This window comes from Pseudomonas sp. 32A (assembly GCF_052682255.1).
Window position 1 is genome coordinate 3,458,779 of the sequence record NZ_JBQYLY010000001.1, and the last position, 14,322, is coordinate 3,473,100.

Below are 14,322 nucleotides of genomic sequence, written 5' to 3' on the forward strand. Positions count from 1 at the left end.
TGCTCTGTGATCTAACTAAGCGGCGTTTTTGCAGTCTAGAATTGGCCCATCTATTTCAAGGAAACCTCCTACGTGAAATCCATCCTTGCCCTGCTAGCACTCGTGGCCTTGCCTGTCATGGCCGCCGAGCCGACCCTTTACGGTCGCTACGAATACATCCAACTGCCGGAAATCGGCGAGACCTTCAAGGCCAAGATGGACACCGGCGCGCTGACCGCCTCGCTGTCGGCCCGGGACATCGAGACCTTCACCCGTGATGGCGACGACTGGGTACGCTTCCGCCTCGGCGGCAAGGACGCCACCAACAAGGTGTACGAGCACAAGGTCTCGCGCATCAGCAAAATCAAAAGCCGCGCCGACGAAGATGACGACAAGGACGAAGCCACGGTGGCCAAGCGCCCGGTGATCGACCTGGAAATGTGCCTGGGCAACGTCAAGCGTACCGTCGAGGTCAACCTCACCGACCGCAGCAGCTTCAACTACCCGCTGCTGATCGGCGCCAAGGCCCTGCGTGAATTCGGCGCTGCGGTAAACCCGGCTCGCCGTTACACTGCGGACAAACCGGACTGCTGACGGACCACCATGCCGCATATCCTGATTGTCGAAGACGAAGCGGCCATCGCCGACACGCTGATTTTCGCCCTGCAAGGCGAGGGCTTCACCACCACCTGGCTGAGCCTCGGCCAGGCGGCGTTGGCCCATCAGCGGCAAACCCCGGCGGACCTGATTATCCTCGACATCGGCCTGCCGGATATCACCGGCTTTGAAACCTGCAAGCAACTGCGGCGCTTCAGCGAAGTGCCGGTGATGTTTCTCAGTGCCCGGGACGGCGAGATCGACCGCGTGGTGGGCCTGGAGATCGGCGCTGATGACTATGTGGTCAAGCCGTTCAGCCCGCGCGAAGTGGCGGCGCGGGTACGGGCGATTCTCAAGCGGGTTGGTCCCGGTGTGGCTCCGGCGGTGTTCCAGGTGGACCTGGAGCGCATGCAGATCAGTTATCGCGGGCAGCCGCTTAACCTTACGCGCCATGAATTTCGCTTGCTGCAAAGCCTGTTGGAGCAACCCGAGCGGGTGTTCAGCCGCGAACAACTGCTGGATGCGGTGGGCGTGGCGGCCGACGCAGGCTACGAGCGCAATATCGACAGCCATATCAAAAGCGTTCGCAGCAAATTGCGTACGGTGGCGCCCGAGTCTGAGCCGATCCAGACCCATCGCGGCCTTGGCTACAGTTACAGCCCGGGCAACAGCTGATGCGCCTGGGGATCCGGTTCTTCCTGGTCTATGCGCTGTTTATCGGCCTGACCGGCTACTTCGTACTCAGCACCGTGATGAAGGAAATCCGCCCCGGTGTGCGCCAGTCCACCGAAGAAACCCTGGTGGACACCGCCAACCTGCTGGCGGAAATCCTGCGCAGCGATGTGAAGAACGGCACCCTCGGCCAGAGCCATTGGCCCGAGCTGCTCAAGGCCTACGGCGAGCGTCAGCCCGGCGCGAACATCTGGGGCCTGCCGAAAAATCAGGTCAACCACCGCATCTACGTCACCGACGCCAAGGGCATTGTGCTGCTGGACTCCAGCGGCGAGGCCGTGGGCGAGGATTACTCGAAGTGGAATGACGTGTACCTGACCCTGCGCGGCGAATACGGTGCGCGTTCGACCCGCAGTGAACTGGATGACCCGGCGTCGTCGGTGATGCACGTCGGCGCGCCGATCCGCGATAACGGGCAGATCATCGGTGTGGTCACCGTGGCCAAGCCCAACAGCTCGTTGCAGCCCTACGTGGACCGCACCGAAGACCGGCTGCTGTGGTACGGCGCCGGGCTGGTGGGCCTGGGCTTGTTGTTTGGCGCGTTGTTGTCGTGGTGGTTGAGTGTCGCGCTGCGCCGACTCACGGCGTATGCCCAGGCCGTCAGCGAGGGCCGGCGTGCCGAGTTGCCGCACTATCGCGGCGGTGAGCTGGAGCAGCTGTCCACCGCCGTGGAACACATGCGCACCCAGCTGGAAGGCAAGGCGTACGTCGAGCGTTATGTGCACACCCTGACCCACGAACTGAAAAGCCCATTGGCGGCGATTCGCGGGGCGGCGGAGCTGTTGCAGGGCGACATGTCCCGGGATCAGCAGCAGCGTTTCGTGAGCAATATCGACAGTGAAAGTGCGCGCTTGCAGCAATTGATCGAACGCCTGCTGAACCTGGCGCAGGTGGAGCAGCGCCAGGGCCTTGAAGACCAGAGCAGCCTGTCGCTGGCAGCGCTGGTGGACGAAGTACTCAAGGCTCAATGCGCGCGTATCGAAGGCGCCGGCTTGCAGGTCGAGCAGGGGATTGCCGCGGATGTACAGGTGTACGGCGAGCCGTTCCTGCTGCGCCAGGCCCTGGGAAATCTGCTGGAAAACGCCCTGGATTTCACCCCGCCCGGTGGCACCTTGCGGTTCAGCGCCAAGGCTGTGAATGACGGCGTCGAATTCAGCCTGTTCAACCAGGCCGAGCCGATTCCCGAATACGCCTTGCCGCGCCTCAGCGAGCGCTTCTATTCCCTGCCGCGCCCGGCCAGCGGGCGCAAGAGCACCGGCCTTGGGCTGAATTTTGTCGAAGAGGTGATGAAGCTGCACGGCGGCTCACTGCAGATCGGCAACGTGCCTGGCGGCGTGCAGGTAAAACTGCATCTCCACACAGTCTCCACATTCCCTTCATAAATCCCCCTTAAGCGCCCGCCAGACTCTCCCCATCAAAACAGGGAGAGCTTCATGAACCGCAATCTGCTTTTCAAACTGGGCGCCATCGCGCTGCTGATCGTGTTGTTGTTGATTCCGTTGCTGATGATCCACGGGGTGATTACCGACCGTCAGCAATTGCGCGACGACGTCTTGCAGGATATCGCCCGCAGTTCCAGCTACAGCCAGCGCCTCAATGGCCCGGTGCTGGTGGTGCCTTATCGCAAGACCGTCCGGGAGTGGAAGCTCAATGAAAAGCTCAACGAACGCTACGAAGAAACCCGTGAGGTGCGCGGTCATCTGTATTTCTTGCCGGAGCAATTTGCCCTCGACGGGCAGGTGCAAACCGAAGTGCGGGCCCGGGGCATTTACCAGGCACGGTTGTTCCACGCCGACAGCCGGATCAGCGGGCGCTTTGTATTGCCGGAGCAATTGGGTATCAAGGAAGACTTCGCCAATTACCGCTTTGACCCGGCGTATCTGGCGGTGGGTATCAGCGACATTCGTGGCATCGAAAACGCGCTGAAGCTGGAGCTGGGCGGTGAGCAACTGGCGTTTTCACCGGGCACCCAAGTGGCGTGGCTGGGGGAGGGCGTACACGTGATGCTGCCCGAGCAGGACAGCCAGAAGCCGGCGCCTTTTGACTTCGCCTTTGACCTGCGCCTGCAAGGCACCGAGCAGTTGCAAGTGGTGCCGGTGGGCAAGACCAGCCAGGTCAAGTTGGCGTCCAACTGGCCGCACCCGAGCTTTATCGGCAACTTCCTGCCGGCCCAGCGTGAGGTCACCGCGCAAGGCTTCAGCGCCCATTGGCAGACCACATTTTTCTCCACCAATTTGGAAGAAGCACTCAGCAGTTGCCTGGCCGAGCGTGGCTGTGACGACTTCAACAGCCGCAGCTTCGGCGTGAGCTTTATCGACCCGGTGGATCAGTACCTCAAGAGTGACCGGGCGATCAAATATGCGCTGTTGTTTATCGCGCTGACCTTTGCCGGTTTCTTTCTGTTCGAAGTGCTCAAGAGCCTGGCGGTGCACCCGATCCAGTACGCGCTGGTGGGGTTTGCCCTGGCGTTTTTCTACCTGCTGCTGTTGTCGTTGTCCGAGCACATCGGGTTTGGCCCGGCTTACCTGATATCGGCGGCGGCCTGTGTGTTGTTGATCGGGTTTTACGTCTGCCATGTGCTGCGCAGCGTCGCTCATGGCCTGGGGTTTTCGGCGGCGCTGGCGGCGTTGTATGGCTTGCTGTACGGGTTGCTGAGTGCCGAGGATTACGCGTTGTTGATGGGTTCGTTGCTGCTGTTCGGGTTGCTGGGCACGGTGATGGTGCTGACCCGCAAGCTGGATTGGTATGGCGTGGGCAAGCGCAAGGAGGTGGGTGATGAGTAGGTCGTTGGGGTTGCGGGAAGATCAGCAGGTTGGAGCAACGTTGATGATGCGGATCAACGCACTATTCCCTGTTCCGAGCGCGATCAATGTGGCAAGCGGGGCTTGTTGTGGCGAGGGGGCTTGTCCCCCGTTGGGCCGCGCAGCGGCCCCAGTGCAGCCAACGCATATCTTCAGACAAACTGTGTTAGCAGGTTTTGGGGCTGCTTCGCAGCCCAACGGGGGACGAGCCCCCTCGCCACAAGAGGCTGTGTGCAACCATTAAACCGGCGGCTGTGTCTGGAGCATCGACGGCCGCTGACTCACTTCGGCATACCACGCCGCCAGCTTCGGATGGCTTGACCGCCACCGCATGTCCGGGTGGCGGAAGTCCAGGTAAGCCAGTGCACACGCCACGCTGATCGCGGCCACATCAAACGGCCCGGCCAGCTCGGCAATGGCGTCCTGTTCCAGCATGTCGAGGGCGCGGCGGATCTTGTCCCGCTGGCCTTCCAGCCACAGGTCCCAGTGTTTTTCCTCGGGGCGCATGGCGGTTTCATAGCGCACCAGCACGGCGGCATCCATGATGCCGTCGGCGGTGGAGGCCAGGGTCAGGCGGCGCCAGCGGGCCGGGCCGTTCCGGGGGATCAACGGGGTCCCGGTATGTTGATAGTCGAAGTAATCGAGGATCACCCGGCTGTCATGCAATACGTTGCCATCGGCCAGGCGCAGGGCGGGGATCTTGCCCAGCGGGTTGTCCTGGATCACCTGCGCGTCAGGCTTGACCGGCGTCGGCACGCAGGCGTGCAACGTCACGCGATCCAGTTGGCCGGTCTCGTGCAACAGCACCCGTACTTTGCGAACAAACGGCGAGGCAGGGTTGTGGAACAACGTCATGCTGGAGGTGGACATGGGCATTCCTCTGTAGGAGCGAGCTTGCTCGCGAAAGGCGTCAACGATAACGCAGCGCGTCTGGTTTAAAACGGCGTTCTCAGGCTTTTCGCGAACAAGCCAGCGCCTACAAAAGCGCCCATACCCCAATTACAGCCGGAATGCCCAGCCCCACCCAGCTCAACGAATCCCACAACCCGTCCCCCAGCAACGCCGCAAACAACCCGGCAGCACTCAGCAGCCCGATGGCCAGCGGGATACCGAACACCTTCCAGAAATTCGACTGCCGCGGCTTCATGACTTGGCCGCCTTGCGCCGCACCAGCCACAGGTACACGCCACTGCCCAGAACGATAATGGTCAGCACGTCCAGCACCGCCCAGAGAATCTTCATCGGCATGCCGCCGTAGTCACCGAAGTGCAGCGGTTGGGACATGCCCATGGCGTCCATGTACCACGGCCGTTCGGCAATGGCGGTGACCTGCAGGTTGCTGGCGTCGATCAACACCGGTGTCAGCAGGTGCGAGGTCAGGTGCGTGCTGCCTTTCATGAACACCGCGTAGTGATGCTCGCTGGAAAAGCGCGTGCCGGGGAATGCGATAAAGTCCGGCTCCATGCCCGGCGCGGCCTTGGCGGCGATCGTCAACAGGTCGGTGGCGGGGGCGCGCAAGGTCAGCGGCGGGGCGTCTTTGTAGGGTTCGATCATCGCGCTGAGGCTGTCGGTACGCCAGGCAGCGATGATCAGGTCGGCGCAGGCGCTGATCACGCCGGTCACGCCCACCACCAGCGCCCAGGTCAGGGTGACCACGCCGATCAGGTTGTGCAGGTCGAGCCAGCGCAGGCGGGTGGATTTGTCCTGGCGCACCGTGGCGAATTTCAGCCGGCGCATGAACGGCAGGTACAACACCGTGCCGGAGATGATCGCCAACACAAACAGAATGCCCATGAACGCCAGCAGCAACTTGCCCGGCAGCCCGGCGAACATATCGACGTGCAGGCGCAGCAGGAACATCGTCAGCCCGCCGTTGGCCGACGGCGTTTCCACGGCTTCACCGGTGCGGGCGTCGAGCATGAAGGTGTGGGAAGAATTGGGTTCGGTACCGGCGGTGGCGGCCATGATCGCGATCACGCCGTTCTTGTCGTCCTCGTCCCAGGCCAGGTATTGCATGGCTTCACCGGGTCGATGGGCCTGGGCCTTGGCAACAAGCTGTTCGAGGTTCAGCTGTGGGGTGTCGGCGGGCATGTGTGCCAGCTCGGGTTCGTTGCCCAGCAGGTGATCGATCTCGTGGTGGAAGATCAACGGCAGGCCGGTGAGGGCGAGCAGCAGCAGGAACACGGTGCAGACGAGGCTGGTCCAGGTGTGGATGAAGGACCAGCGGCGGATGGTTTTGCTTTTCATTTTCTAGCCTTCAGACACACCGAAGCCGCCCACGGGGGCGGCCTGGTTGTTAACTCAGCCGATTACCACTGGTAGGTGGCACTGGCGACGACGCTGCGTTGGTCGCCGTAGTAGCAGTAGAAACCATCACAGGTGGAAATGTAGTCCTTGTCGAACAGGTTGGTGGCGTTCAGTTTCACCGAGGCACCTTTGAGACTGTTGTCCAGACGGCCGAGGTCGTAGTGCACCGAGGCGTCGAACACAGTGTAGGCATCCGCCTTGCCTAGCCACGTATTACCCTGGTCGCCATAGGTATTACCGGTGTAGCGGGCACCGAAGCCAATGCCGAAGCCATCGAGCGCGCCGCTGTGCCAGGTGTAGTCAGTCCATAGCGAGGCTTGCTGGTTGGGCATTAGTTGCAGGCGATTACCTTTGTAATCCCCTTTTTGCACCTCGGATTTAGCCAAGGTATAGGCCGCGATAACCTTGAGGTTCTCGGTCACATCCGACACGGCTTCCAATTCCAGGCCTTTGACTTTCACTTCACCGGTCTGGTTAGTGACCGGAATGCTGCCCGCTGTGGTGGTGGTCACCAGTACGTTTTTCTGCGTCAGGTCGTAGACCGCGGCAGTCAGCAGGGTATTCGAGCCGGGTGGTTGGTATTTGATCCCCATTTCCCATTGTTTGCCTTCTGTAGGCTTATACGACTCGGTTGCCGAGACGCTGGCGTTGCTCGCGGGCTGGAAGGATTCGGCGTAGGAGATGTAGGGTACAAACCCCGAGTCGAACACGTAGCTCAGTGCAGCATTGCCACTGAAGTGCTTGATGCGGTCGGTGTTCGTTGCATCTTTCTGGTTGAAGTAGGTGGTGCCCTGATGCACCCAGTCTTCACGCCCTCCGAGGGTCAGGCGCCATTTATCCAGGGCCATCTGGTCTTGCGCATAGAGGCCGGTCTGGACGGTTTTCTGGTTGTAGTCGTAGTACGCCGCCGAGCGCGGTGGGCGAACGATAGGCTGTCCGTAGATCGGGTTGATGACGTTGGTGGTCCCGCCGTCACCGTAGATCGACAGGTACGAGGTGTCGGTACGCTGATGGTCCAGGCCCAGCAACAGCGTGTGGGTGATGTCGCCGGTGGCAAAATCGGCCTGGAAGTTATTATCAACCGCGAACTGGCCGATGTTTTCGTCTACGTTGGTCGACGTGCGACCGACGTTCCCGTTCGCATCCACCTGGGTGTACGGATAGGCGCCGACGGTCAGGGTCTGGAAAGACAATTCCGACTTGGTGTAGCGCAGGTTCTGCTTGAACTGCCAGGTATCGTTGAAACGGTGTTCGAACGCATAGCCCAGCGCGTAGTAGGTACGGTCGTAGTACTCGTAGTCAGGATCGCCCAGGTTCTTGTGATGCGATATATCCCCCAGTGGCGACTTGATCTTGGTGCCCTGAATCGGCAGGAACTGGCTGGTGGCGCCGGTATCGTCGCGAGTGAACTGCGACAGCAGGGTCAGCTTGGTGTCCGGATCAATGTTCCACGTCAGGCTGGGGGCGATGTTGTAGCGCTTGTTGTCGATGTGATCAATCTGCGTGCCGGCGTCGCGCACAACGCCCGTCAGCCCATAGAGAAACTGGCCTTCATCATCGATCTTGCCGGTGCTGGCGAAGTTGATCTGGCGGTAGTTGTCGCTGCCGTACTGCACCTGGATGGCATTGCTCGATTCAGCGCTGGGACGTCGGCTGACCATATCCAGCAGGCCACCCGGTGGCGTCTGGCCGTAGACCGACGAGGCCGGCCCACGCAGCAGCGCGAGGCGGTCGAGGTTCCAGGTTTCGGCTTTCGGGTTGGCGTACACACCGCGTGGCAGCGGCAGGCCATCTAGGAATTGGGTGGGCTCGAAGCCACGAACACGCATCCAGTCGTAGCGGGTGTCACTGCCGTAGCTGGCGGACACGATGCCGGGCATGTACTTGACGGCGTCATCCAGGTTCTGGACGTTGCGGTCCTGCATTTGCTGGCGAGTGGCGACGGAAATCGAACGCGGGGCTTCGACCAGTGCGGTATCGGTCTTGGTGCCGGCAGCGGTGCGAGACGCCAGGTAGCCATCCACCGGCCCCCACGCACTTTCCGCATCCGCCTGCCCGGTAATGCTGGTCTCCGGCAACGCCACAACCCCATCCGGGATCGCAACCAGGCTGAACGTGCCTGCACTGCTTTGCTCCAGTTGCAGCCCGGTCCCACGCAACGCTTCACGCAATGCGCCCTGCGCATCAAATTGCCCTTTCACCGGCGCGGAAGTCTTGCCCGCCGCCAACCCTGGGTTCAGCGTCAACGCCAAACCGGCCTGGCTGGCGATCTGGTTCAGGGTAGTGGCCAGCGGCGCTGCCGGCAGGTTGTACGCGCGCACGCTGGAGGCCTGTTCGGCGGCGATCAGCTGGGTGCTGGCCAGCGGGGCGCTGAAGGCGATGGCCACGGCTAACAGGCTGGGGCGCAACAAAGTGTCTAGCGTGCGGGACATACGGCGGCTCCTGAATGGAAATATTTCTCAATTGCCTATGTGCCGAACGAGATGCAAAAAGTGATAGGGCCGAATGAAAATAATTTCCATGTGACCCACACCGGTGACCCAGGCGCTATTTTCCGTAGCAGCTGCCGAGCCCAAGCGAGGCTGCGTCGGGCGCGACTCGGTACGATGCCAGGCTTAGTTTCGGCAGCGCTGCCAACGCAGCCTCGCTTAAGCTCGACAGCTGCTACGCGGCTATTGAGTGTGCTACGGGGCTATTGAGTGCGCTGCGCGGCTATTGCGTGGGCGGCTTGGCCTTTACGGTGACCCACCATGGGGTGTGCTGTGCGATTTGTACGGGCAAGGTCGGCAGCAGTGCATTCAGCGCTAGGTTGGTGTCGTGCAGCGGGAAGCTGCCGGTGATCCGCAAGTCTGCCACTTGTTTATCCACACCCAGGTAGCCGGGGCGGTAGCGGCTCAGTTCCTCAACCACGTCGCCAAGGCGCGCGTTGTCGACCACCAGCATGCCGCGTGTCCAGGCGTCGGTGCCGGGGCTGACAGCCAGCATCGGGCCGAGGCCGTCGCGGCGCATCAGGACTTGCTGGCCTTCCTTGAAGATCTGCTCCTGATGCAGCGCTTCAGGCTGTGCGCCTACGGCCGACTGCAACACGCTGAGGCGCGTGCCGTCGTCTTCGCGCTTGACGATAAACCGCGTGCCCAAGGCGCGCAGGCTGCCTTCGCGGGTTTCGACAAAAAACGGGCGGGCGTCGTTGTGGCCGGTCTCGATGAGGATTTCGCCTTCCTGCAACACGATCAGCCGGCGTTTCTCGTCGAAGCGCACGTCGATGGCGCTGTGGGTATTGAGGTTGATCACCGTACCGTCCGCCAGCTTCAGGGTGCGCTGTTCGCCGGTAGCGGTGCGCTGGTCGGCCAGCCAATAGCTGAGCGGCACGTAGCGCTGGCCGGCGAAGAGCACCAGGCCGCACACCAGCACCACACTGGCCAGGCCGCTGCCGAGCTTGCGCACGCGCTTGCGAATGCCTTCGCGCGATTGCAGTAACGCCGCACGGGCCGGGCCCGAGGCCACGCTGAAACGCTGATCGAGCATGCCCAGCTGGCGCCAGGCCCGGGCGTGTTCTTCATTGCTGGCCAGCCATTTGGCGAACTCTTCCTGTTCCACGGCGCTGCCGTCGCCCGAATCGAGGGACAGTTGCCAGGCAATGGCGGCGTCGAGCACCCGTGCCGAGACTGGCTTGGAACTGACCGGGCTCACAGGGGCTCGCCATACAGAGCGATGTAGCACTGGCGAATGCCTTGGGCCAGATATTGCCGCACCCGGGGCACGGAAACCCCAAGACGCTGGGCGATTTCGGCGTGGCCCAAGCCATCGAGGCGGTTATAGAGGAAGGCCGCGCGGGCCTTGCTCGAAAGTTTGCCCAGCAGGCGGTCGATGGCCTTGAGGTCTTCGAGGATCAGTTGCTGTTCTTCCGGGGACGGGTGCTCGCTTTCCGGGATCAGCATCAGCTCGGTGAGGTAAGCCTGTTCCAGTGCCGCGCGGCGGAAGTAGTCGAACAGCAGACCCTTGGCAATGGCCACCAGAAACGCCCGCGGCTCGCGGGGTTCACGCAGTTCTTCACGGCCCAGCAGGCGCATGAAGGTGTCCTGGCTCAGGTCTTCGGCACGGCTGGGGCAGGCTACATTGCGTCGCAGCCACGCCAACAGCCAGCTGCGATGGTCGCGGTATAACGCGCCAACAAGCTCACTGTGGGGACTTTGGATGGACGACAAGGCGACACCGATCGGAAAGTTTAAACTAACGAGAATTATTCGCGATTGTGGCAGAGGCGTCGTACGGGTGCAATTGGCGTTGGTCGGGCGGCGGCGTAATGATATCTATCATGATGATGCAGCTTAGTGTGGCGAGGGAGCTTGCTCCCGCTCGGCTGCGCAGCAGTCGTAATCCAGGCAGTGCATTTATTCAGTTGGAAATGGGTTGGCCGATTTTGGCGGCGCTTCGCACCCCGGCGGGAGCAAGCTCCCTCGCCACCATTAGAATGAGGGCGCTTGCTTGCGGCGTTTCCATTGGCCCAGGCGTTGTAGTAACGCGTGCGGGCTGTTGATCTGCTGCTGCCGTGCGCGGCTGAACAAAATCAACATCAATTCCGCCGTCGCCAACGCATCCGCACTGGCGTGATGGCGCTCGCCCACTTGCAGCTTGAAATGCGTGATCCAGTCATCCAGCCCCGCTTCGCGGATGTTGGCATCAGGGCACAGCAGAGGGGCGATGTCGGCCACGTCCAGAAAGGGGTGGTTCAAGCGATAGCCCAGGCTGTCCTTGAGCGCCCGGCACAGCATGTGTTGGTCGAAGGGCGCATGAAACGCCAGCAGCGGGCTGTCGCCGACAAACTCCATGAAGTCCATCAACGCTTCTGCCGGGTTACTGCCCGCCGCGATGGCGCTGGGGCCCAGGCCGTGGATCAGCACACTGGGGCTGAGCTTGGTCTCGGCCCGGTGCAGGGTGCGTTCGAACAGCTGGGAAAAGTCCACCGCGCCGTCTTCGATCACCACCGCGCCGATGGAAAGCACTTGGTCACGATTGAGGTTCAGGCCGCTGGTTTCCAGGTCTACCACTACCCAGCGCTGGTCTCGCAGCGAACCGTCACCCAGCTCCCGAGGTTTGGGCAATTGCTCAACCCGCCGCTGTTGCGCTGCGTCCAGGCCAGGTTTGGGGTTGCGCAGCCAGCCAAACAAGCTCACAGCTGATACCGCAAGGTCAGGCTGCTTTGCAGGCGTTGGGCCTGGCGCAGGGATTCACGCAGGATGCGCCGGTCCAGGTGGTTGAGGCTGTCGGGGTCGACGCGGTTGGAATAGGGCAGGTTCTCGCGGGTTTGCAGTTGGTGCTGCTGCATGCGGGTTTGTTGAATGAAGTGGTAGGCCTCTTCATAGGCCGCACCGTCGAGGCGATCGATGACTTCCTTGGCCACCAGTTGGCGCAAGCGCTCCAGGGTGTTGATGGCGCTGATGCCGTTGGCCAATGCCAGCAGGCGAGCACCGTCGACAAAGGGCGTGAGGCCTTGCACCTTGAGGTCGAGTGTCGCCTTGTCGTTGCCTTTGCGCGTCAGCACGAAATCCCGGAAACGCCCTACCGGTGGGCGCTGGCGCAATGCGTTCTCCGCCAGCATGCGTTGGAACAAACGATTGTCCGCCACCTGGTCGAGAATGCCCTGACGCAATTGCTCGCACCCTTGCTCATCCCCCCAAACCACCCGCAAATCAAAATAGATGCTCGAACCCAGCAGGTTCTCTGGCGTTGCCTCGCGAATAAACCCGGCAAAACGCCGCGCCCATTCGGCTCGGGACAGGCACAGCTCAGGGTTGCCGGCCATGATATTGCCCTTGCACAGGGTGAAGCCGCACAGCGCCAGGCTCTGGTTGATCTGCTGTGCCAGGGGCAGCAGGCGGCCACGAATCTCGGCGGCTTCGGCGGCGTCCCTGGCTTCGAACAGAATGCCGTTGTCCTGGTCGGTATACAGCGTTTGCTCGCGGCGGCCTTCGCTGCCGAAACACAGCCAGCTGAACGGCACGCCGGGGTCGCCTTTTTCGGCCAGGGTCAGCTCGATGACGCGACACACCGTGTGGTCGTTGAGCAAGGTGATGATGTGGGTAATCTGGGTGGACGAAGCACCGTGGGCGAGCATGCGCTCCACCAACTGGCCGATTTCGCCACGGATCGCCACCAGGTTTTCGACCCTGGGCGCATTGCGAATGGTGCGCGCCAGGTGCACCAGGTCCACCCGTTGCAGGGAAAACAGATCACGTTCGGAGACTACGCCGCACAGACGCTGATCCTTGACCAGGCACACGTGGGCAATATGCCGTTCGGTCATCGCGATCGCCGCGTCGAAGGCGCTGTGGTCCGGGGTGAGAAAGAACGGCGCCTGGGTCATATGGCGCTCGATGCCCTGGCTGAAATCGCTGGTGCCGTCGGCCACCACCTGGCGCAGGTCCCGCAGGGTGAAAATCCCCAAGGGCGCCTTGTGTTCATCCACGATCACAATGCTGCCCACTTGCTGCTCGTGCATTTGCGTGACCGCTTCACGCAGCGGCGTCAGTGGGCTGCAGGTCACCGGGTGACGCATGGCCAATTCGCCCAGGCGGGTGTTCAGCGAGTACTGCGTGCCGAGGGTTTCCACGGCCTTTTGCTGGACTTGCTGGTTGACCTGGTCCAGCAGGCTGCTCACCCCGCGCAAGGCGAAGTCGCGGAAGGCGCTGGAAAGGGCGAACAGCTTGATAAAAGCCGGCTTGTTCAGTTGCAGGCAGAAGGTGTCTTCGGCGGCTTTGTGCTCGGTGCGGGTCGCCCGCTCCCCCAGCAGTGCCGCCAGCGGAAAACATTCACCGGTGGTGATTTCAAAGGTGGTTTCGGCCGAGTCGGGGCGCTCGCCGACCACGCGCCCTTGCTTGACGATATAGAAGTGTTCCACCGGCCCGCCCGAGGGCTTGAGGATGCTCTCGCCGGGGGCGTAAAAGCGCAATTGGCACTGTTCTACCAGAAACCCCAAGTGGGTGTTTTCCATCTGGTTGAACGGCGGGAAGCGTTGCAGGAATTGCAGGGTGCCGTGGATGTTCTGCAACACGGCGGTTTTCCCCGCTTGTGTGAAAGCATCAGCTTTACTCATACCTATGACCGCAGTTTTTTTGTCGTTATCGTCCCTCATGGTCGACTCCTGCGCTGCGGGTGCCCATTGGACGTAAGTCTAGGTAGCGATTCGCCCTCACTGACTAGGGAAAAACCTTACATGAATATCGTCCAAACCCCGTAGAACGCCCACTAGGCAAACTTTCCGACGAAGTGCACATTGTTCGCCCTTCCGGCGATGTCTGACCTCTGTGCTGGGAGATTGTTTAGAACTGCCGAGAAACGTATGTCCGACCACGATATTTTGAGTGACGCCGAGCGCGAGGCCCTGAGCGCGGTTATGCAGGAGCCTGATTTACCGCCACAGCGGGTTTTGATCGTGGATGACGACAAGGACGCGCGGGAACTGTTGGCAGAAATTCTTGGCTTGGACGGCATTCGTTGCATGACCGCCGACAGCGGCGAGGCGGCATGGGACTTGTTGAGCTCCAGCAGCTCCATTGGCTTGCTGATCACTGACCTGCGCATGGCGCCGAGCAATGGGCTGCAATTGATTCGCCAGGTGCGCGAATCCACCCGGGCGGCGTTGCCGATCATCATCATGTCGGGGGACGCTGAAGCGCCGGATGTGATCGATGCGATGCATTTGAGCGTGGTGGATTTTTTGCTCAAACCCATTGATAGCGTGAAGCTGGCGAAGATGGTGAAGCGGGAATTGGGGATGGCGCAGTAACGGATCCTCCCGTAGCAGCTGTCGAGCGCCAGCGAGGCTGCGTCGGTCGCACTGCCGATGATGATCCAGGCACTGAACCGAGTCGCGCCCGACGCAGCCTCGCCAAGGCTCGACAGCTGC

The 14,322-nt window shown here is 61.6% G+C and carries 13 protein-coding genes; 5 read left to right on the forward strand and 8 right to left on the reverse strand.

Annotated elements, in window-relative coordinates; genetic code table 11:
- Nucleotides 1-72: 72 nt before the first annotated feature.
- Genes rloA2 through creD form a run of 4 tightly spaced genes read left to right on the forward strand, consistent with a single transcriptional unit; the run spans nucleotide 73 to nucleotide 4,091 of the window.
- Complete coding sequence (gene rloA2, locus ACUN0G_RS15765) at nucleotides 73-573, forward strand: retropepsin-like aspartic peptidase RloA2 (RefSeq protein WP_076017844.1); 501 nt, start codon at nucleotides 73-75, stop codon at nucleotides 571-573.
- Nucleotides 574-582: 9 nt separating this feature from the next.
- Entirely contained in the window at nucleotides 583-1,251 is a 669-nt protein-coding gene (gene creB, locus ACUN0G_RS15770; RefSeq protein ID WP_258342525.1) for a two-component system response regulator CreB, read from the forward strand.
- Nucleotides 1,251-2,690, forward strand: a complete 1,440-nt coding sequence (gene creC / locus ACUN0G_RS15775; protein WP_445573792.1) for a two-component system sensor histidine kinase CreC — start codon at nucleotides 1,251-1,253, stop codon at nucleotides 2,688-2,690. The genes creB and creC overlap by 1 nt, the downstream gene beginning before the upstream one ends.
- Nucleotides 2,691-2,741: 51 nt before the next feature.
- Nucleotides 2,742-4,091 carry a cell envelope integrity protein CreD gene (gene creD / locus ACUN0G_RS15780; protein WP_445573793.1) on the forward strand — a complete coding sequence of 450 codons (1,350 nt, stop codon included), beginning with the start codon at nucleotides 2,742-2,744 and terminating at the stop codon, nucleotides 4,089-4,091.
- 258 nt (nucleotides 4,092-4,349) lie between these two features.
- On the opposite strand, the gene ACUN0G_RS15785 is transcribed toward creD, so the two are convergent.
- The 8 genes from ACUN0G_RS15785 to ACUN0G_RS15820 all read right to left on the reverse strand — a co-directional run bounded on the left by ACUN0G_RS15785 (nucleotide 4,350) and on the right by ACUN0G_RS15820 (nucleotide 13,509).
- Nucleotides 4,350-4,979 carry a glutathione S-transferase gene (locus ACUN0G_RS15785; protein WP_445573794.1) on the reverse strand — a complete coding sequence of 210 codons (630 nt, stop codon included), beginning with the start codon at nucleotides 4,977-4,979 and terminating at the stop codon, nucleotides 4,350-4,352.
- Nucleotides 4,980-5,085: 106 nt separating this feature from the next.
- A complete protein-coding gene (locus tag ACUN0G_RS15790) occupies nucleotides 5,086-5,256 on the reverse strand; it encodes a DUF4175 domain-containing protein (RefSeq protein ID WP_258342519.1) in 171 nt (56 codons plus the stop codon).
- Nucleotides 5,253-6,356 carry a PepSY-associated TM helix domain-containing protein gene (locus tag ACUN0G_RS15795; protein WP_093204304.1) on the reverse strand — a complete coding sequence of 368 codons (1,104 nt, stop codon included), beginning with the start codon at nucleotides 6,354-6,356 and terminating at the stop codon, nucleotides 5,253-5,255. The genes ACUN0G_RS15790 and ACUN0G_RS15795 overlap by 4 nt, the downstream gene beginning before the upstream one ends.
- Nucleotides 6,357-6,418: 62 nt before the next feature.
- Nucleotides 6,419-8,848: a TonB-dependent siderophore receptor gene (locus ACUN0G_RS15800; RefSeq protein ID WP_445573795.1), complete on the reverse strand. Its 2,430-nt coding sequence runs from the start codon at nucleotides 8,846-8,848 to the stop codon at nucleotides 6,419-6,421.
- Between the two features lie 280 nt (nucleotides 8,849-9,128).
- A complete protein-coding gene (locus tag ACUN0G_RS15805) occupies nucleotides 9,129-10,106 on the reverse strand; it encodes a FecR domain-containing protein (protein ID WP_445573796.1) in 978 nt (325 codons plus the stop codon).
- The gene (locus ACUN0G_RS15810) at nucleotides 10,103-10,621 is read right to left on the reverse strand and encodes an RNA polymerase sigma factor (protein WP_258342513.1); all 519 of its coding nucleotides are present in this window, start codon (nucleotides 10,619-10,621) and stop codon (nucleotides 10,103-10,105) included. The genes ACUN0G_RS15805 and ACUN0G_RS15810 overlap by 4 nt, the downstream gene beginning before the upstream one ends.
- Before the next feature lie 261 nt (nucleotides 10,622-10,882).
- Entirely contained in the window at nucleotides 10,883-11,590 is a 708-nt protein-coding gene (locus ACUN0G_RS15815) for a 3'-5' exonuclease (RefSeq protein WP_445573797.1), read from the reverse strand.
- Nucleotides 11,587-13,509, reverse strand: coding sequence for a putative nucleotidyltransferase substrate binding domain-containing protein (locus ACUN0G_RS15820; protein ID WP_445573798.1), 1,923 nt, complete (start codon nucleotides 13,507-13,509; stop codon nucleotides 11,587-11,589). Before ACUN0G_RS15820 ends, ACUN0G_RS15815 begins: the two co-directional genes overlap by 4 nt.
- A gap of 246 nt (nucleotides 13,510-13,755) precedes the next feature.
- Between ACUN0G_RS15820 and ACUN0G_RS15825 the strand changes: the two genes are divergently transcribed.
- On the forward strand, nucleotides 13,756-14,202 hold the full coding sequence (locus ACUN0G_RS15825) for a response regulator (RefSeq protein ID WP_421523795.1): 447 nt from the start codon (nucleotides 13,756-13,758) through the stop codon (nucleotides 14,200-14,202).
- The last annotated feature ends 120 nt before the right edge of the window (nucleotides 14,203-14,322 follow it).

What these genes read in the sequence shown, in the direction of transcription:
- creB (WP_258342525.1), top strand. Translation starts at nt 583, where the DNA reads ATGCCGCATATCCTGATTGTCGAAGACGAAGCGGCCATCGCCGACACG.
- creC (WP_445573792.1), top strand. Translation starts at nt 1,251, where the DNA reads ATGCGCCTGGGGATCCGGTTCTTCCTGGTCTATGCGCTGTTTATCGGC.
- creD (WP_445573793.1), top strand. Translation starts at nt 2,742, where the DNA reads ATGAACCGCAATCTGCTTTTCAAACTGGGCGCCATCGCGCTGCTGATC.
- ACUN0G_RS15785 (WP_445573794.1), bottom strand. Translation starts at nt 4,979, where the DNA reads ATGTCCACCTCCAGCATGACGTTGTTCCACAACCCTGCCTCGCCGTTT.
- ACUN0G_RS15790 (WP_258342519.1), bottom strand. Translation starts at nt 5,256, where the DNA reads ATGAAGCCGCGGCAGTCGAATTTCTGGAAGGTGTTCGGTATCCCGCTG.
- ACUN0G_RS15795 (WP_093204304.1), bottom strand. Translation starts at nt 6,356, where the DNA reads ATGAAAAGCAAAACCATCCGCCGCTGGTCCTTCATCCACACCTGGACC.
- ACUN0G_RS15800 (WP_445573795.1), bottom strand. Translation starts at nt 8,848, where the DNA reads ATGTCCCGCACGCTAGACACTTTGTTGCGCCCCAGCCTGTTAGCCGTG.
- ACUN0G_RS15820 (WP_445573798.1), bottom strand. Translation starts at nt 13,509, where the DNA reads ATGAGTAAAGCTGATGCTTTCACACAAGCGGGGAAAACCGCCGTGTTG.
- ACUN0G_RS15825 (WP_421523795.1), top strand. Translation starts at nt 13,756, where the DNA reads ATGTCCGACCACGATATTTTGAGTGACGCCGAGCGCGAGGCCCTGAGC.